The 16,834-nt window shown below is 68.2% G+C and carries 16 protein-coding genes and 1 pseudogene; 10 read left to right on the top strand and 7 right to left on the bottom strand.

Annotation, left to right across the window (positions count from 1 at the left end; translation table 11 throughout):
- Positions 1-107 precede the first annotated feature (107 nt).
- Positions 108-1,013, top strand: coding sequence for a hypothetical protein (locus tag FQY83_RS11190; RefSeq protein ID WP_146388002.1), 906 nt, complete (start codon positions 108-110; stop codon positions 1,011-1,013).
- A gap of 25 nt (positions 1,014-1,038) precedes the next feature.
- Entirely contained in the window at positions 1,039-1,578 is a 540-nt protein-coding gene (locus FQY83_RS11185; RefSeq protein ID WP_146388000.1) for a hypothetical protein, read from the top strand.
- Positions 1,579-2,236: 658 nt separating this feature from the next.
- On the opposite strand, the gene FQY83_RS11180 is transcribed toward FQY83_RS11185, so the two are convergent.
- The 3 genes from FQY83_RS11180 to FQY83_RS11170 are packed head-to-tail and all read right to left on the bottom strand — an operon-like array spanning position 2,237 to position 3,068.
- Positions 2,237-2,452, bottom strand: coding sequence for a hypothetical protein (locus FQY83_RS11180; RefSeq protein WP_146387998.1), 216 nt, complete (start codon positions 2,450-2,452; stop codon positions 2,237-2,239).
- A gap of 17 nt (positions 2,453-2,469) precedes the next feature.
- Positions 2,470-2,739, bottom strand: a complete 270-nt coding sequence (locus FQY83_RS11175) for a hypothetical protein (RefSeq protein ID WP_238333469.1) — start codon at positions 2,737-2,739, stop codon at positions 2,470-2,472.
- An 11-nt stretch (positions 2,740-2,750) separates the two neighbouring features.
- Positions 2,751-3,068 (bottom strand): YkgJ family cysteine cluster protein, encoded by a 318-nt coding sequence (locus tag FQY83_RS11170; protein ID WP_146387996.1) that lies wholly within the window; start codon positions 3,066-3,068, stop codon positions 2,751-2,753.
- 356 nt (positions 3,069-3,424) lie between these two features.
- Here FQY83_RS11170 and FQY83_RS11165 point away from each other — a divergent pair, with 356 nt between their 5' ends.
- From FQY83_RS11165 to FQY83_RS11155, 3 genes are all read left to right on the top strand, one after another.
- Positions 3,425-3,694 (top strand): hypothetical protein, encoded by a 270-nt coding sequence (locus FQY83_RS11165; protein ID WP_146387994.1) that lies wholly within the window; start codon positions 3,425-3,427, stop codon positions 3,692-3,694.
- 97 nt (positions 3,695-3,791) lie between these two features.
- Positions 3,792-4,262, top strand: a complete 471-nt coding sequence (locus FQY83_RS11160) for a cupin domain-containing protein (RefSeq protein WP_146387992.1) — start codon at positions 3,792-3,794, stop codon at positions 4,260-4,262.
- A gap of 35 nt (positions 4,263-4,297) precedes the next feature.
- Positions 4,298-5,350, top strand: a complete 1,053-nt coding sequence (locus tag FQY83_RS11155) for a TraB/GumN family protein (RefSeq protein ID WP_238333468.1) — start codon at positions 4,298-4,300, stop codon at positions 5,348-5,350.
- Between the two features lie 51 nt (positions 5,351-5,401).
- On the opposite strand, the gene dxs is transcribed toward FQY83_RS11155, so the two are convergent.
- The 4 genes from dxs to FQY83_RS11135 form a co-directional block, all read right to left on the bottom strand.
- Positions 5,402-7,312: a 1-deoxy-D-xylulose-5-phosphate synthase gene (gene dxs / locus FQY83_RS11150; RefSeq protein WP_146387990.1), complete on the bottom strand. Its 1,911-nt coding sequence runs from the start codon at positions 7,310-7,312 to the stop codon at positions 5,402-5,404.
- 52 nt (positions 7,313-7,364) lie between these two features.
- A complete protein-coding gene (locus tag FQY83_RS11145; RefSeq protein ID WP_146387988.1) occupies positions 7,365-8,456 on the bottom strand; it encodes a hypothetical protein in 1,092 nt (363 codons plus the stop codon).
- A 218-nt stretch (positions 8,457-8,674) separates the two neighbouring features.
- Entirely contained in the window at positions 8,675-9,346 is a 672-nt protein-coding gene (locus FQY83_RS11140; RefSeq protein WP_146387986.1) for an HNH endonuclease, read from the bottom strand.
- Between the two features lie 343 nt (positions 9,347-9,689).
- Positions 9,690-10,622: a carbohydrate kinase family protein gene (locus tag FQY83_RS11135; protein WP_146387984.1), complete on the bottom strand. Its 933-nt coding sequence runs from the start codon at positions 10,620-10,622 to the stop codon at positions 9,690-9,692.
- Positions 10,623-10,936: 314 nt separating this feature from the next.
- On the opposite strand from FQY83_RS11135, the gene FQY83_RS11130 reads away from it, so the two are divergent.
- The 5 genes and pseudogenes from FQY83_RS11130 (at position 10,937) to rodA (ending at position 16,716) form a co-directional block, all read left to right on the top strand.
- Positions 10,937-11,980: a rod shape-determining protein gene (locus FQY83_RS11130; protein ID WP_146387982.1), complete on the top strand. Its 1,044-nt coding sequence runs from the start codon at positions 10,937-10,939 to the stop codon at positions 11,978-11,980.
- Positions 11,981-12,140: 160 nt separating this feature from the next.
- Positions 12,141-13,139 carry a rod shape-determining protein MreC gene (gene mreC / locus FQY83_RS11125; protein ID WP_146387980.1) on the top strand — a complete coding sequence of 333 codons (999 nt, stop codon included), beginning with the start codon at positions 12,141-12,143 and terminating at the stop codon, positions 13,137-13,139.
- On the top strand, positions 13,136-13,621 hold the full coding sequence (gene mreD / locus FQY83_RS11120) for a rod shape-determining protein MreD (protein ID WP_146387978.1): 486 nt from the start codon (positions 13,136-13,138) through the stop codon (positions 13,619-13,621). The genes mreC and mreD overlap by 4 nt, the downstream gene beginning before the upstream one ends.
- A gap of 15 nt (positions 13,622-13,636) precedes the next feature.
- Positions 13,637-15,475, top strand: a pseudogene (gene mrdA / locus FQY83_RS11115) (penicillin-binding protein 2); the annotation flags it as partial.
- Between the two features lie 110 nt (positions 15,476-15,585).
- Complete coding sequence (gene rodA, locus FQY83_RS11110) at positions 15,586-16,716, top strand: rod shape-determining protein RodA (RefSeq protein WP_146387974.1); 1,131 nt, start codon at positions 15,586-15,588, stop codon at positions 16,714-16,716.
- Positions 16,717-16,834 lie beyond the last annotated feature (118 nt).

The following is a 16,834-nucleotide window of genomic DNA, read 5'->3' as shown; positions in this document are numbered from 1 at the left end:
CTTGGAGGCCCGAGGATGGGCCGGAGGATGTACGGACGGCAGCTGCCCGACTTCCGACGCTGCTATAACTGTGGACGCGCCACACCGGAGCACGAGTGAGGGTAGCGATGGCAGGCATGGAGGAAAGCAGTGTTCTCCTCAGGTCTTCGACCATGTTCGGGGCTGCGGTCGCGGCAGCGAGCAGGTTGCGAGAACAGTTTTCCGACGCGGGAGTGACAGTCAATCCGACATCTGGCCTTGCACGATTGATCGACGATTCGATCCGATTCGCACAGAATCCACTAGCCGAAGTCAGTAGCGAGAAGGATGTTGAACGGGCGATGTTGCGTGGACAGTATCTCGATAGGATCGCTAGGGCGGCCAGCGTTCTACTGGGTCGTGATGATGCTAAAGATCATCTTTGGACGCTTAAGAAAGATGCTTTAGATCCGGGAGATAGATCTCCGTCGAGGGCCAAAGACAAGCTTTGGGAGTTGGAATTGCTCTGTCTTCTAGGGGGTAGGGGCATTCCTGCGGAAATATGCGAGCCAGACCTAGTTGTAACCTTGGAATCAGGGTGTCTTGCCTTGGCGTGCAAACGCATCTACTCCGCCAAGAATGCGGAATCACAGCTCTCTACTGGTGTAAAGCAAATAGAGAAATCTGCAACCCCAGGGCTGTTGGCGGTGTGCATAGACGATGTGTTGCCTCCGTACTGCATCGTAGATGCCCAAGATCCTGCCAACGCCGCTGCATTTTTGGACAACCACAATATTGACTTCCTTAATATCCATCATGTTCGGTTGGCTAAGTACATTGCATCGAGACGGATATCCGGAGTGCTTGTGTCGTCTTCGGCGCCAATCCGTCATCCCCCGTTGACTGGAGAGATCGCCTCAAGCACCCAGATGACAATGTGGACAACGCCGGAGTGTGATCTGGAACAATTGAAATTGTTCGAGGATCTTAGAAGTTCAATGTTCGAAAGCGGCGTTTCTGAGTCGTGGTATCCGGTCATGGGCCCGGACTGGTGAGTACGTTTAGACGAGAGAGGTCGATATGCAGATTGATCTGCCGGTTGCGATATCTATAGGGGCTTTGTTTGTGTCCCTGGTATCTCTGTACTTCACACGCAGGTTCTGGCTGCAGAGCAACAGACCCATTGTGACGGCGTTCGTCGACGAGCACTCAGAGCTAAGAACGGCGAGTACGTTCAATTTGATCATCTCGAATTCTGGAAACCGGCCTGCGGTTAACATTCGGTTGCACGCGGACGCTGATAGGGTTTCATCTCTTCACGGAGAAGGCGCGACGGAGCAGATGATGGAGGGAATAACGCGGTGCTTCGAGGAAGAAAGCATGGTCGCCCTGTTGCGGAATGGGGAGGATCTGTCTACCGCGTTCGGCTCGTTCGGTGTTGAAAAATCCAGTCGTCAGTTGAACTACGGCGTTCAGATTCCGATCTTGGTGACTTACGAGGATCTCGACGGTCGGAGGTATAAGGGCCGGATGCCTCTGAAAGTGTTTGCCAGAAATGGTTTTGCCGGGGCTGTCTGGAGCAAATCGAAGCCAAGTTCGCGAGGAACCCGTCAGGCATGAGCCTTGATTCTTACGAACAGATTCGAAGTGGCCGGGTAGTGCGCGCTCTGGCAGAGAAGCCATGCGCGAGATGCTGTCGATTGGCTTGCCGAAGTGGCGATTGACCGTCATGTAAAAGACGGCTTGGTTTTTGGTTCAAATCCAGTTTTCAAGCGACGAGATCCAGCGGTAGTTGCTGCGGTATCTAAACAGAACCTGAATATTATAATTGCCGAAAAAACAACAAGTTGCAGATACTTTTCGAGAGAGGCTACCCCAATTCGCGGTCCAGAAAGCCCCGGCAAGCCCGGGGTTTTTTGTGGGTTCCTTGCCGGCTCGAGCGGCGAATGCCCTGCGGCAGTTGATCGGATCGGGGATGGATCGTCGTCGCGAACCAGATAGCCCAAGCGTTCAGCGCATTCCTGTCGCCTGAGTCCGCAGCCGTATCCCTTGTCCGTAGCCGCATCCCTGTCCGTGTCCCTGTCCGTGTCCCTGTCCGTGTCCCTGTCCGTGTCATTTCGACCGCAGGGAGAAATCTGCTTTCCTCGCGCCGGACAGGAGATTTCTCCCTGCGGTCGAAATGACAGGCTGCCTTTCCGGATTTGCCCGCGATGCGGGTTTCCCGTCGGATCCCGTCGCGCCTGGGGGCGCCCGTGCGGGAGAGGGTTGCGCTGCTGCGCTAGGACGCGGCCCTGCGGTGGATCCGGGGCACGGGCGCGGCAGGCGCGTCAGGTGTCGTCGCGGGTGCCTCGACAGTCGGGGATGCTTTGGGCGGCTGCGGCTGCACCGGCGCCGAATTGCGGGCCTCGCGCTTGCGGGCGTCCTTTTCGTCCTGCTTTTTCTTCTTCGCCAGCTCGCGCTGGCGCTTTTCGAATGCGTAGTTGGGCTTGGCCAAGTCGGTCTCCGTAGGGATCAGCGGTGAGGGTTCGAGCGCGCGGCGTTCGCCGGGCGCGGCGGTGGCGACGAGTCGTCGTCTGGGTCGATCCTGCTCAGGGTGCGGGTGGTGCCGAGGACCTCGATCGTGCCGCCGGACTTGCGGAAGGTTTCCAGGTCTTCGGCAATGCGCTCGTGGGTGAGCGAGGACTTGTCCTTGTCCTTGCGCGGCGAGAACAGCCTGCTGGTGCCGGATGGCCGGGCTTCGGCGGGCGGGCTCTCGGGCGTGGTCTTCTTCGGGCGTGGCATGGGGCCTCCGGTCAGTAGAACTGCAGCGGGATGCCGCGGGCGTTGCGGTCGCGATAGTCGGAGCGGATCTCGCGGCAATAGGGGCCGGCCATCGCGAATCGCCGGCACACCCGGGGACGGGTGTCGTAGATGGAGCAGCGCATGTGCGCGGCGTCCACGGCCACGCACCAGCCCTCCTCGTCGCGCGCCATCACTTCAAGGCCTGCCGGCGTGTGGGTGGTGAGATGCGCGGGAATGCGGTCTTCCGGCTGCAGCACGACGGTCAGCCGGCAGCACACCGCATCGCAGCGCGCGCACAGCGGGACGTTCTCCGCGGCGACCGCGCTCATGCGTCGGGCCTGCGGTTGAGGTGCGCGCCGTTGCCGTCGGGATCGGCGGACTGCCGGGTATTGCCGAGGACGCGCAGGCGACAGCTGTGACCACCGATGGCGTGCCTGATTTTGCGAACCCGATCGCCCGGCATGAACGCTCCCGAAGAGGCGCCGCCCCGCTGGCGGGGCAGTGACGCGTGGAGGAAAGCGCAGCGAGCGACGCAGGAGGCGGTCGGACGGGACGCAGACGACAACTTGCCTGTTGCAGTCGTCATCCTACGCGAAGCGGACGTAAGGCGGCGTTACGATCGACGACAACGCGCGCTGCGGACGCCACTTCGGGCGCATACTCGGAGGCCGAACGGAGTGTTTCCATGTCCAGGCACCAGATCGCCCTGTTCACCTTCACCTTGAGCGGCGGCGGCAGCATCGGGCCCGATGCGCTGCGCGAGATCTGGAAGCGCGCGAGCGGGTCGAACAACGTCAGCGTGGGCCGCAAGCTGCTGCACGGCAACCGGGACAGGCCGGTCTACACGCTGTACGCAGCGCAGGGCCTCGCCGACCTGCGCGGCGTGGAGATGCGGTTGCGCAGGCTGCTGGAGGCGACGCACTTGAATGCGTCGTTGAGTGTGCTGCCTCCCTGAAGAATTGGAGTGGAGCGCGTGCTCCGGTTCCGTCGTGGAGGGCGAATGGTTCGGCCCCTGCGTCTCCAGGACGGGCCGCAGCCGGTAAAGTTCCGGCATGGATGATCTGGCGAAGACCCTGATCGAAACGCTGGAACTCGAACCGCATCCGGAAGGCGGCCACTACCGGCGCATCCATGCGTCCGCGATCGAAGTGGAGGCCAATGGCCATCGCCGCCCGGCGATGACGGCGATCCGTTACCTGTTGGCCGCTGGCGAATGCAGCCGGTGGCACCGGGTCGATGCCGACGAGGCCTGGCACTGGCAGCAGGGTGGCGTGCTGGAACTCCGGCAGTTCGACGAGGACCGCCGCGTGCTCGCGCGGACGCGGCTCGGTCCATCGCCGCAGGGCGACGGCGCGTCGTGCATCGTGCCCGCGGGCAGGTGGCAGTGTGCGCAGGCGGGCGATGAGGCGGTGCTGGTGGCGTGCACGGTCGCGCCGGGCTTCGTCTGGGAAGGCTTCGAGCTGTTGCCCGACGACGGCGACGCGGCGCGGGAACTTCGGCGTCTCGGCGCGCTCCATCGATGATCCGGGCGCTGCTGCCCTCGACCAGGAAACAAGCGATGCGCCGGACGTGGTGGTGCGCGATGCTGATGTGGCTGTCGTTCGCAGCCCTGGCGCAGCAGTCGGCAGGAACGCTGCAGGACGCCTTGCCGGAGACAGCGCCGGAGATGCCGCAAGCGCCGCTGCCCGACGCCGGCATCGTCGACGTCGAAACGGTCGTCGTGTCCGGCGCGCTGCCGGGACCGGGACTGTGGAAGGTGCGCAAGGACGGGCACACGCTGTACGTGCTGGCGACGGTGTCGCCGCTGCCCAGGCGGATGCAGTGGGAGTCGGCCGGGGTCGAGTCGGTGGTCGCGCGCTCGCAGCGCGTGCTGCTGTCGCCGTCGTTCACGCTCGACGCCGGCGTCGGCATGTTCCGCGGCATGCTGCTGCTGCCGTCGCTGCTCAAGGCACGAAGGAACCCGGACGGCGCGACGCTGCAGCAGTCGGTATCGCCCGGGCTGTACGCGCGCTGGACGCCGCTCAAGCAGCGCTATCTCGGCAACGACCGCGGCGTCGAGCAATGGCGGCCGATCTTCGCCGCGCAGGAGCTGTACGAAGCAGCGATGCGCAAGTCGGGACTGGGCCTCGACGACGTGGTCGACAAGGAGGTCCGGCGCATGGCCAGGCGCCACGGCGTGGACCTACGCGCGGTGAACTTCAAGCTGGAGGTCGCGGATCCGAAGGCCGCGATCCGCGAGTTCCAGGCGACGACGCTCGCCGACACCGACTGCTTCGCGAAGACCCTGTCGCGGATCGAGACCGACCTCGAATCGATGCGGCGGCGCGCCAACGCCTGGGCGACCGGCGACATCGCGTCCCTGCGCGCGCTGCCCTACGAGAGCCAGTACAGCGCCTGCATCCGCGCGGTGACCGAAACCGGGCTGGCGCGCAGGCTCGGCATGGACGACCTGAGGCCACGCATCGCCGACCTGTGGATCGCCGCGGCCGAGGACACGCTGGCAACCAATGCGTCGAGTTTCGCGATGCTGCCGCTGTCGCTGGTGACTGCGCCGGACGGCTACCTGGCGCGGCTGCAGGCGAAGGGCTACGAGGTCGAAGCGCCGCGTTGATTCGGCGTTCCTGCGAGCCGGCACGCGCCACCTGCGCGCTCGTCGGATCGATCAGGACGCCGCGACGTTGCGGATCGCCGGCGACGCTGCATCCGGCCAGCGCGCGAGTACCGCGCCGCGGATGCCTGCAGCATCCAATCCTGCCTCGGCCAGCAGGTCCTCGCGGCTGGCGTGGTGCTGGAACGCGTCGGGCAGGCCGAGCTGCAGCACCGGCAGGGCGAGGCCTTCGGCCTGCAGCAGTTCGAGCACGCCGGAACCGGCGCCGCCGGCGACCACGTTGTCCTCGAGGGTGACGAAGCCGTCATGGGTCTTCGCCAGTTCCAGTAGCAGTGCACGGTCGAGCGGCTTGACGAAGCGCATGTTGACCACGCTCAGGCCGAGGTCCGCGCCGACCTGTTCCGCCGCCGGCACCAGCGCGCCGAAGGCGAGCAGGGCGATGCGCGCGCCATGCCTGCGCACTTCGGCCTTGCCGATCGGCAGGGTGTCGAGCGCCTCGCCCGCGGCCACGCCGGGGCCGCTGCCGCGCGGATAGCGCACTGCGGCCGGGCCCTCGTACCTGAAACCGGTCGAGAGCATCTGCCGGCATTCGCGTTCGTCCGCCGGCGCCATCACCACCATGTTCGGCACGCAGCGCAGGTAGCTCAGGTCGAGGTTGCCGGCGTGCGTTGCGCCGTCCGGGCCGACCACGCCGCCGCGGTCGATCGCGAACAGCACGTCGAGCTTCTGGATCGCGACGTCGTGCACCAGCTGGTCGTAGCCGCGCTGCAGGAAGGTCGAGTAGATCGCGACCACCGGCTTCGCGCCCTCGCAGGCCATGCCGGCGGCGAGCGTGACTGCGTGCTGCTCGGCGATGGCGACGTCGAAGTAGCGCTCCGGGTATTCCTTGCTGAAGCGCACCAGGCCCGAGCCTTCGCGCATCGCCGGAGTGATGCCCAGCAGCGCCGGGTCGCTCGCCGCCATGTCGCACAGCCAGTCGCCGAACACGTCGGTATAGGTCGGCTTCTTCACGCCGCCCTTGGCGACCACGCCCTTGCTCGGATCGAACGGCGACACCGCGTGGTAGCCGATCTGGTCGCCCTCGGCGAGTTCGTAGCCCTTGCCCTTGGTGGTGATGACGTGCAGCAGCTGCGGGCCCTTCATGGTCTTGAGCGTCTTCAGCGCGCCGACCAGCGCCTTGACGTCGTGGCCGTCGATCGGGCCGGTGTAGTGGAAGCCCATTTCCTCGAACAGCGTAGACGGCACGAACATGCCCTTCCAGTGTTCCTCCCAGCGGCGCACGAAGCGCGCGGTACCGCTGCTGCGCTTGTCGCCGAGGATCTTCTTGCCGCCCTCGCGCAGCGCATTGAGCGTGCGGCTGCCCGAGAGCTTGCCGAGCATCTTGGTCAGGCCGCCGACGTTCTCGCTGATCGACATGCGGTTGTCGTTGAGGATCACCAGGATGTCGGGTTCGGGGTCCATGCCGCCGGCGTGGTTGAGCGCCTCGTAGGCCATGCCCGCGGTCATCGCGCCGTCGCCGATCACCGCGACCACCTTGCGGCCGTTGTCGACGCGGGCGTTGGCGATCGCCATGCCGAGCGCGGCCGAGATGGAAGTCGAGGAATGGCCGACGCCGAAGGTGTCGTACTCGGATTCCTCGCGCTTGGGGAACGGGGCCACGCCGTCCTTCTGCTTGACGGTATGGATCGCGTCGCGGCGGCCGGTGAGGATCTTGTGCGGATAGGTCTGGTGGCCGACGTCCCAGACGATGCGGTCGTCCGGCGTGTCGTAGCTCCAGTGCAGCGCGGTGGTCAGTTCGACCACGCCCAAGCCGGCGCCGAAATGGCCGCCGGACCTGCCGACGGACTCGATCAGGTAGGCGCGCAGCTCATCGGCGACGGCGGGCAGTTCGGCTTCGTCGAACTGGCGCAGCTCGGCCGGGCTGCCGATGCGCGAGAGGCGCGGGTAGCGCGAGGAATCGATCATCCGCGCATTGTAAATCCTGTGCCGGCGGCGCGACGTTCACGCCCGACCGGGTTCAGCGCCCGCGCAGGCGGCCCAGCAGTCCGCCGGACCTGGCCGGCTGCGCCGGCTCCGGCGGCGGTTCGCGCACCGGCTCGGCGACCCCGGCGGCGAGGCTGGCGTTCACGAAATCGGTGATCTCCTCCAGCGCGATGCCGCTGGCCCCGGCGATCTCGGCCAGGGTCGCCGGCCCCTTCATCATCGCCGTGGCGATGCGGAAGTGGCGCGGATACTCGCGCTCGGTCTGCGGCCAGCGGTTGAGCTGGTATTTCGCGTCGGGATCCAGGCCCGGCAGCAGGCGGCCCTTGCCGGTGATCAGGCCGCCCAGCCACACCAGCCGCGACAGCGGCTGCGCGGCGCCGGCCGCGTCGCTCTCGCGGGCCCAGGCGGCTTCATCGAGCGCTTCGAAATCCTCGCGCGCGACCTCGCCCTCGAAATACTGCGCCAGCGGCTTGAGCGCCGCCGGGCCGTGGTAGCTGCGTGCGTCGGTGTCGATCAGCAGCGTCGGTCCGCTGGGGCGGCTGTAGCGCAGGCGTCCGCGCAGGTCGGTGCCGGAGATCCAGTCGAACAGGGTGCGCGCGGTGGCGGCCACGACCACGGGCGGTTCGGGTTCCGGTTCGGCCACGGGTTCGGGCGGGGCCACGGGCTCCGGTTCGACGGCGGCCGGTGGTTCGGGCGCGGCCGCTTCGGGCGAAGCTTCGACGGTTCCGGAAGCCGCGGCCGTGTCGGCGACCGGCGCGGGCGCGACGGGCGCGGTTTCGGCGACGGCTTCGGGCTGCGGCTCGGCCGGCTGCGCGGGCGCGGCGCCGCCGTCGATGTCCTGCAGCAGCGCGACCAGCATGTCCACGTTGAACGGCCGCCCGAGCCGGAAATCGGTCTGCGTGCGCGCGGCCGAGGTCAGCCCGACCACGCGCTTGCCCGAGGCGTGCAGCCGCAGCCAGCTCATCGGCCCGTACATGCTGTCCATGTCGACCACGATGTGGTCCGCCTGCGTTTCGGGCAGCAACTGCCAGCGCCCGGACAGGCGTTCGTTGGCTTCGAGGAAGGCCGCCTTGAGCGCGGCTTCGGTAGCAGGATCCATCCCGGCCAGGCCGATGGTCAGGGACATTGCGCGGATTCGGTCGGGGACACCGACGGAGTGTAAACCAGTGCCGCCATCCCGCGCGTGCCGACCCCCGCAACTCCTGCCTGTAGGAGCGCCTTCAGGCGCGACCCCTCCTCAGGAGCGTCCAACAGGATGTCATCCCGAGCGTAGCGAGGGATCTGCTTGTTGCGTGAGCATCAGGTGCGGAAGCAGATCCCTCGCTACGCTCGGGATGACATCCGTCAGGAACGCGGCCGGCGCTTGGGCAGGTGCGACTTCAGGAACGCCATCTGGTCGGCGAGGATGTTGCGGTTGCTCAGGATCAGGTGCTCGATCCAGCTCGGCCGGTACGGCACCGCCAGCAGCGGCATCGACGCCTGCTGCGGCGTGCGCCCGCCCTTGCGCGAATTGCAGTGGAAGCAGGCGCAGACCACGTTCTCCCAGATGTCGCGGCCGCCGCGCGAGAGCGGCACCACGTGGTCGCGCGTGAGCAGCTGCCGGCTGTAGCTCTTGCCGCAGTACATGCACAGGTGCTGGTCGCGCGCGAACAGCGCGGCGTTGCTCAGCGCCGGCGTCGGGTCGAGCGCCTGCGGGCGCACGTGGCCGCGCGCGGCGATGATCGGGTGCAGGTCGAGGGTGCTGCGTTCGCCGGTCTCGCGGCTCATGCCGCCGTGGATGCTCAGGCAGGGATCGCCGAGCGTCCAGGCCACCGCCTCGCGCGCGTACAGGCAGGCCGCGTCCTGCCAGCTGATCCAGTTGAGCGCGCGGCCATGGGCGTCCAGCGAGAGCAGCCGCACCGAGTCGAGCCGGTGCGGCAGCGCAAGCGGGATCGGGGATTCGGCGGAGACGGAGCCGTCCGGAATCCGTGGGACTCCGGTATGGATCACGCGAAGCTGCGCTCTGTCAGGCTCCATCGGGCGTCGAGCATACCCCGATTCGATGACGCTTGCGCAACAGGGCGGCTCGGGGCGTGGGTTGCAAAGGCTGTCCTCCTTTTTCCATGCGGAGCCGACTGCGCCGACGGTCACTCCACATCCGCGGCCCGTGGTCTTTCCGGACGCGGTCCGCCGTCTTTTCGACCTCGGTCCATTGTCATTTCGGCCGCAGGGAGAAATCCCGTCCGCGTCGCGCCCGGAACGTTGAGTCACCCCACTCAGGAGATGAACCCGCCGGAGGGGGAGCCGGTGCAGCCCGAAGACGTGCGGAGATCGAGGATTTCGGTGAAAACGCAGGCGATCCCCGGCGTGCTCGCGCCCCTCAGAGCGCGTACCCGAACTGCTGCCGGAACTGCTCGCTGAACTCGTCGTAGTCGAAGCGCTGGTTCTGCGTGCCCGGATGCTCGACCTTCAGCGCGCCCATCAGGTTGCCGATGCGGCCGATGGTCATCCAGTCATAGCCCTTCTCGATGCCGAAGATCAGGCCGGCGCGGAAGGCGTCGCCGCAGCCGGTGGGGTCGGTGATGCGGCGCTCGTGCGCGGGCGGCACGTGGTGGGTCTTGTCGGGCGTGTGGATCAGCGCGCCCTTCGGGCCCTGGGTGGTGATGTAGGCCTTCACCCGCTGCACGATGTCCTTCTCGTTCCAGCCGGTGCGTTCCTGCAGCAGGTTCGATTCGTAGTCGTTGACCGTCACGTAGTCGGCCTGTTCGATGAAGGCGCGCAGTTCCTCGCCGTTGAACAGCGGCATGGCCTGGCCGGGGTCGAAGATGAAGGGGATGCCGCCCTCGGCGAACTCCTTCGCGTTCTGCAGCATGCCTTCGTAGCCGTCGGGGCTGACGATGCCGATGGTGACGCCCGGCACGTCGCGTACGTGGTTCTCGTAGCTGCGCATCATCGCGCCGGGATGGAAGGCGGTGATCTGGTTGTTGTCGTGGTCGGTGGTGATGAAGGCCTGTGGGGTGAACAGTTCGTCGATCACCTTCACCCGCTCGAGGGTGATCTCCATTTCCTCGAACCATTCGCGGTAGGGGCCGAAGTCCTGGCCGACGGTGGCCATCGGGACCGGGTCGCCGCCGAGCAGCTTGAGGTTGTAGGCGATGTTGCCGGCGCAGCCGCCGAACTCGCGGCGCATCCGCGGCACCAGGAACGAGACGTTGAGGATGTGCACCTTGTCCGGGAGGATGTGGTTCTTGAACTGGTCGGGGAACACCATGATGGTGTCGTAGGCCAGGGAACCGCAGATCAGTGCTGCCATCGCATTGGGCGCCGTCGGGACAAGGCCGGATAGGGTAGCGGCCGGCGGCGGGCGGGGCCAGCCGGGCGGCCAGGAGAAGGTCCGGGGGCGGGCGAGGGGGCGGAAGGCACGGGTGGCCCCGGATCCTTCGGCCTGGGGACAGGCCGCTGCGCCCGGGATGACAGGCGGTCGCCCCCTCCGGAAGCGCGGCCGCGAAGCCCGGAACCTCCGGGGTTCGGGAGCGCGCGATCCACAACCCGCCCACGGAATCGGCCACCGCTTTTTTGCTAGGCTAGCGAACCCTGTTTTCGCCCCCTGACGGACGCCATTTCCTGATGTTCAAGAAGTTCCGCGGCATGTTTTCCAATGACCTGTCCATCGATCTGGGCACGGCGAATACCCTCATCTTCGTCCGCGGACAGGGCATCGTGCTCAACGAGCCGTCGGTCGTGGCCGTGCGCCAGGACCGCAGCGGCGGCCAGAAGGCGGTGGCGGCGGTCGGCAGCGAGGCCAAGATGATGCTCGGGCGCACCCCGGGCAACATCACCACCCACCGGCCGATGAAGGACGGCGTGATCGCCGACTTCACCTACACCGAGGAGATGCTCAAGCACTTCATCCGCAAGGTGCACAAGAGCCGCTTCCTGCGGCCCAGCCCGCGGGTGCTGATCTGCGTGCCGGCCGGCTCGACCCAGGTGGAGAAGCGCGCGATCCGCGACTCGGCGATGGAAGCCGGCGCGCGCGACGTGTCGCTGATCGAGGAACCGATGGCGGCGGCGATCGGCGCCGGCATGCCGGTGACCGAGGCGCGCGGCTCGATGGTGGTCGATATCGGCGGCGGCACCACGGAAGTGGCGGTGATCGCGCTCAACGGCATCGTCTACTCGCAGTCGGCGCGCATCGGCGGCGACCGCTTCGACGAGTCGATCATCAACTACGTGCGCCGCAACCACGGCATGCTGATCGGCGAGGCCACGGCCGAGCGGGTCAAGATCGAGCTCGGCTGCGCCTACCCGCAGGAGCGGGTGGCGGAGACGGAGATCTCCGGCCGGCACTTGGCCGAAGGCGTGCCGAAGATGGTCAAGATCACCTCCAGCGAAGTGCTCGACGCGCTGCGCGAGCCGCTGATGGGGATCGTCGCGGCGGTGCGCCAGGCGCTGGAGCAGACCCCGCCGGAGCTGAGCGCCGACGTCGCCGAACGCGGCATCGTGCTCACCGGCGGTGGCGCGCTGCTGCGCGACCTCGACCGCCTGCTCAGCGAGGAGACCGGCCTGCACGTGCAGGTGGCGGACGACCCGCTGACCTGCGTCGCCCGCGGCGGCGGCCGCGCGCTGGAACTGCTGGACCTGCACGGGAACGAGTTCTTCGCGTCGGAGTGATGATGGGGGTGATTGGTGATTCGTGATGGGTGATCCGAGAACAGCGCTTCACCCGTCCTGTTTCCATTGTCCAGTGGCCCGCGGCGGCTAAGGCATCCAGGCCGTCGCGCCCCGCCGTTTCCAATCACCAATCACGAATCACCAATCACGGCCCTCCAGAGTGTCCTCCTTCGCCAACACGGCCGCTCCCCGTCCCGGCGACGTCGCCGGGACGCTGCGCCTGCTGGCGTATCTGGCGCTGTCGGTGGTGCTGATCGTGCTCGACCATCGCGGCGACTGGCTCGGGCGCGCGCGCGCGACCGCGAACGTCGCGGTGCAGCCGCTGTGGCAGGTCGCGGGACTGCCGTCGCGGCTGGGGCAGACGATGCGCGAGGACGCCGCCACCCGCTCGATGCTGGCCGGGGACAACCGGCGCCTGCGCAACGAACTGCTGGTGATGGGCGCGCGCCAGGCGCGGCTGCAGGTCGAGGCCGACGAGAACGCGCGCCTGCGCGGCCTGCTGGGCGCGGCCGGGCGCGGGCGGCTGGACGTGCAGCTGGCGCCGATCCTCGACATTGACCTCGATCCCACGCGTCAGCGCCTGATGCTCGATGCCGGCGGCAACGACGGCGTGCGCCAGGGCCAGAGCGTGATCGACGCCGGCGGCCTGGTCGGCCAGATCATCGCGGTCACGCCCGGCACGGCGACGGTGCTGCTGCTGACCGACCTCGACCACGCGGTGCCGGTGTCGATCTCGCGCACCGGCGTGCGCCTGGTGGCCTACGGCATCGGCCGCAGCGACCGGCTGGAGGTGCGCAACATCCCGGTGTCGAGCGACGTCAAGGTCGGCGACGTACTGGTGACTTCGGGCCTGGGCGGACGTTTCTCGCCGGGGTTCCCGGTCGGCACGATCATCGAACTGCGGCCCGACGACAGCCATGCCTTCCTGGTCGCCGAGCTGGTGCCGGCGGCGCAGCTCGATCGCGGGCGGGACGTGCTGCTGCTGCGGGAGAACCGGGAATCGGGAATCGGGAATCGGGAATCGCAGGAGCGGGCGACGGAGGAGCCGGAAGGTGAGGAAGGGACGCAGGGGGGCGAAACCCTGCCGCACGGTTCCGCGCCTTCCGACTCCCGACTCCCGACTCCCGACTCCCGCGCTGCGCAGGAGCGCCAGCCATGAACCGCCGCAGCCCCCGCCTGTGGATCCTGCCGGTCAGCGTGCTGGCCGCGCTGCTGCTGGGCCTGCTGCCGCTGCCGGCGCAGGTGCAGGGGCTGCGGCCGTACTGGCTGGCGCTGGTGGTGGCGTACTGGGTGATCGAGGAACCCGACCGCGCCGGCCTCGGCTTCGCCTTCATCGTCGGCCTGGTCGCCGACCTCGTGTTCGGTGCGCTCCTGGGCGAGCAGGCGCTGCGGCTGGTGATCATGGCCTTCATCCTGCAGCGCTTCCGCGCGCAGCTGCGCTTCTTCCCGCTGTCGCAGCAGGCGCTCGCGATCGGCGGCCTGCTGCTCAACGACCGCGTGGTCAGTGCCGCCCTGCACCTGCTGCTGGGCCAGCCGCAGCTGCCGTGGACCTACTGGCTGGCGCCGCTGGTCGGCATGCTGCTGTGGGTGCCGCTGTTCCTGGTGTTCGAGGCCCTGCGCCAGGCGCGCCGGCTGCGCTGACGGCCGGGGACGGGGATGCGCGCGCGCCGCCAGCAGATCCGCAATCCGTCGGCCGAGGCCGCGCAGTTCCGCCTGCGCGCGTTCGTCGGCTTCGGCCTGGTGCTGCTCGCGCTGCTCGGGCTGGGCGCGTGGTACTTCAAGCTGCAGGTGGTCGACCACGACGACTACGCGCGCCAGTCCGAGGCCAACCGCATCAAGCCGCACCCGGTGGTGCCCGCGCGCGGGCTGATCTACGACCGCAACGGCCAGTTGCTGGCCGACAACATCCCCGCCTACCGCATCGACGTGACGCCCGAGGACGCCGGCGACATCCCGCGCATGCTCGCCGAGCTGTCGAAGGTGGTGGCGCTGTCGCCGGAGGAGCTCGCGCGCTTCGAGGCGGCGCGCAAGGCCACGCGCAGCTTCCGCTCGATCACGCTCAAGCAGCGCGTCAGCGACGAGGAGGTGGCGCGCTTCGCGGTCGACCGCTGGCGCTTCCCCGGGGTCGAGGTGGTGCCGTACCTCAACCGGCGCTACCCGCACGGCGACCTGCTCGCGCACATCGTCGGCTACGTCGGCCGCACCGACGAGGGCGACGTCGCGCGCTACGGTGCGAACCAGGTGCTGTTCCCGCACACCGGGCGCACCGGCATCGAACGCTACTACGACGAACAGCTGCGCGGCCGCATCGGCTACGAGCAGGTGGAAACCAACGTCGAGGGCCGCGCGCTGCGCCGCATCGGCATGGTGCCGGCGCAGGCCGGCGCGGACCTGCGCCTGGGCATCGACATCGAGCTGCAGCGGGCGATGGTGCTGGCGTTCGGCGAACAGACCGGCTCGGCGATCGCGCTCGACCCGAAGACCGGCGAGGTGCTGGCGATGGTCAGCCTGCCGAGCTTCGATCCGAACCTGTTCGTCAACGGCATCTCCAGTACCGACTACCGGCGGCTGATGGACGACCCGTCGCGGCCGCTGTTCAACCGGCTGGTGCTCGGCGGTGTCGCGCCGGGGTCGACGATCAAGCCGATGATCGCGCTCGCCGGCCTCGACAGCGGCCTGCGCAAGCCCGAGGACCAGGTGCTGTCGACCGGCATGTTCTACCTGCCCGGCACCAGCCGCGGCTGGGGCGACGCCAGCCGCGGCGGCCACGGCTGGACCGACCTGCGCAAGTCGATCTCGAAGTCGGTGAATACGTACTACTACAAGCTTGCGCTCGACCTCGGCATCGAGCGCTTCGACCAGTACATGGCGCACTACGGCTTCGGCGCGCCGACCGGCATCGACCTCAGCGGCGAGATCGACGGCATCCTGCCGTCGCCGGCGTCGAAGCTGGCCGCGCGCAAGGAGCGCTGGTATCCGGGCGATACCGTCAACGCCGCCATCGGCCAGGGCGACTGGAAGGTGACGCCGCTGCAGCTGGTGCGCGCGACCGCCGGCATCGCCGACGGCATGCTGCGGCGGCCGCACCTGGTGGCGTCGATGCGCGCAGGCTTCGAGGCGTCGTGGGCGCCTGTGTCGCAACCGGCGCCGGTGCCGATCAGCCAGCGTCCGGACAACGTGCAGATGGTGCGGCTGGGCATGATGGACACCATGCAGCCCGGCGGCACCGGCTGGCGCGTCGCCAGCGGCGCCGGCTACCTGATGGCGGGCAAGACCGGCACCGCGCAGGTCGTCAGCCGGCGCGGCACCGCGGCGGTGGACCCGCGCAGCCTGCCGATGCACCTGCGCCACCGCGCGCTGTTCATCGGCTTCGCGCCCGCCGAGGAACCGACCATCGCGCTCGCGATCGCGGTCGAGGGCGGCGGCTACGGCGGCAGCGCGGCGGCGCCGATCGCGCGCAAGATCTTCGATGCGTGGCTGCTCGGGGTGATGCCCGAGGTCGAAAGCGGGGAGGGGGTCGCCTCGGCCCTGCCGGACTTCGGCAACGTCGCCACGGGCGCGTCCGCCGACGCCACCGGGACCGGTTCGAGGCAGGAGGCGCCGCGATGAACGTGATCCTGCGCTGGCTGCTCGACCTGTTCCTGCGCTTCACGCGCACGCTCGACTGGCCGCTGCTCGCCGCGCTGCTGGCGCTGATGGGCATCGGGCTGGCGGTGCTGCACAGCGCCGGCGGCCAGAACATGGCGCTGGTGCAGTCGCAGGGCGCGCGCTACGTGGTCGGGCTGGGCGTGATGTGGCTGCTGTCGCGGGTTCCGCCGCCGCCGCTGCGGCGGGCCACGCCGGCGGTCTACGCGCTGTCGCTGCTGCCGCTGCTGGCGGTGCTGTTCATCGGCACCGGCCGCAGCGGCGCGCACTGGATCAACCTGGGCGTGTTCTATTTCCAGCCGGCCGAGCTGATGAAGTTGAGCCTGCCGATGATGGCGGCGTGGGCGCTCAGCCAGGCGCCGCTGCCGCCGCGCCCGGGCGTGGTGCTGGCCACCGCGGCGATCATCGCCGCGCCCACCGGGCTGATCCTGCTGCAGCCCGACTTCGGCACGGCGATGCTGGTCGTGGCCAGCGGCGTGTTCGCGCTGTACCTGGCCGGCCTGTCGTGGTGGTGGTTCATCGCCGCGTCCGCGGGCGCGGCGTTCGCGGCGGGGCTGGCGCTGTTCGCGCCGATCTCGTGGTTCTCCTTCCTGCGCCCGTACCAGCAGGACCGCATCCTGACCTTCCGCGACCCCGGCAACGATCCGCTCGGCGCCGGCTGGAACATCATCCAGTCGAAGATCGCGATCGGCTCCGGCGGCATGGCCGGGCAGGGCTGGGGCGAGGGCACGCAGTCGCACCTGAACTACGTGCCCGAGCACACCACCGACTTCATCTTCGCGGTGCTGGCCGAGGAGTTCGGCTGGCTCGGCGTGGCGACGGTGCTGGCGCTGTACGCCTTCGTCATCGGCCGCTGCCTGTGGATCGCCGCGGAGGCGCGCGATGCCTATGCGCGCATCCTGGCGGGCAGCCTCGGGCTGGCGCTGTTCGTCTACGTGGTGGTCAACGGCGGCATGATCTCCGGCCTGCTGCCGGTGGTCGGCGTGCCGATGCCGCTGCTGAGCTACGGCGGCACGGCGGCGGTGTCGCTGCTGGCGGGGCTGGGCGTGGTGATGTCGGTGGGCGCGCACGGGCAGGGCAAGAAGCGCTAGCGCCGTAGGGAACCCCTGAAAACCACGGACAGTTTTCAGAGATTCCCTGTGGGAGCGCCTTCAGGCGCGATGCTTTTTCGCGTGTTCCCGCAGCGTGGCGAAAAGCATCGCGCCTGAA

This window comes from Luteimonas marina (assembly GCF_007859325.1).
In the GTDB taxonomy this organism is placed as follows: Bacteria; Pseudomonadota; Gammaproteobacteria; order Xanthomonadales; family Xanthomonadaceae; genus Luteimonas; species Luteimonas marina.
This window is presented reverse-complemented; position numbering and strand designations above follow the sequence as displayed.

Excerpts from the sequence above, each read along its gene's own strand:
- FQY83_RS11190 (WP_146388002.1), top strand. The coding sequence starts at position 108 with ATGGCAGGCATGGAGGAAAGCAGTGTTCTCCTCAGGTCTTCGACCATG.
- FQY83_RS11185 (WP_146388000.1), top strand. The coding sequence starts at position 1,039 with ATGCAGATTGATCTGCCGGTTGCGATATCTATAGGGGCTTTGTTTGTG.
- FQY83_RS11175 (WP_238333469.1), bottom strand. The coding sequence starts at position 2,739 with ATGCCACGCCCGAAGAAGACCACGCCCGAGAGCCCGCCCGCCGAAGCC.
- FQY83_RS11170 (WP_146387996.1), bottom strand. The coding sequence starts at position 3,068 with ATGAGCGCGGTCGCCGCGGAGAACGTCCCGCTGTGCGCGCGCTGCGAT.
- FQY83_RS11165 (WP_146387994.1), top strand. The coding sequence starts at position 3,425 with ATGTCCAGGCACCAGATCGCCCTGTTCACCTTCACCTTGAGCGGCGGC.
- FQY83_RS11160 (WP_146387992.1), top strand. The coding sequence starts at position 3,792 with ATGGATGATCTGGCGAAGACCCTGATCGAAACGCTGGAACTCGAACCG.
- FQY83_RS11155 (WP_238333468.1), top strand. The coding sequence starts at position 4,298 with ATGCGCCGGACGTGGTGGTGCGCGATGCTGATGTGGCTGTCGTTCGCA.
- dxs (WP_146387990.1), bottom strand. The coding sequence starts at position 7,312 with ATGATCGATTCCTCGCGCTACCCGCGCCTCTCGCGCATCGGCAGCCCG.
- FQY83_RS11145 (WP_146387988.1), bottom strand. The coding sequence starts at position 8,456 with ATGTCCCTGACCATCGGCCTGGCCGGGATGGATCCTGCTACCGAAGCC.
- FQY83_RS11140 (WP_146387986.1), bottom strand. The coding sequence starts at position 9,346 with ATGGAGCCTGACAGAGCGCAGCTTCGCGTGATCCATACCGGAGTCCCA.
- FQY83_RS11135 (WP_146387984.1), bottom strand. The coding sequence starts at position 10,622 with ATGGCAGCACTGATCTGCGGTTCCCTGGCCTACGACACCATCATGGTG.
- FQY83_RS11130 (WP_146387982.1), top strand. The coding sequence starts at position 10,937 with ATGTTCAAGAAGTTCCGCGGCATGTTTTCCAATGACCTGTCCATCGAT.
- mreD (WP_146387978.1), top strand. The coding sequence starts at position 13,136 with ATGAACCGCCGCAGCCCCCGCCTGTGGATCCTGCCGGTCAGCGTGCTG.
- rodA (WP_146387974.1), top strand. The coding sequence starts at position 15,586 with ATGAACGTGATCCTGCGCTGGCTGCTCGACCTGTTCCTGCGCTTCACG.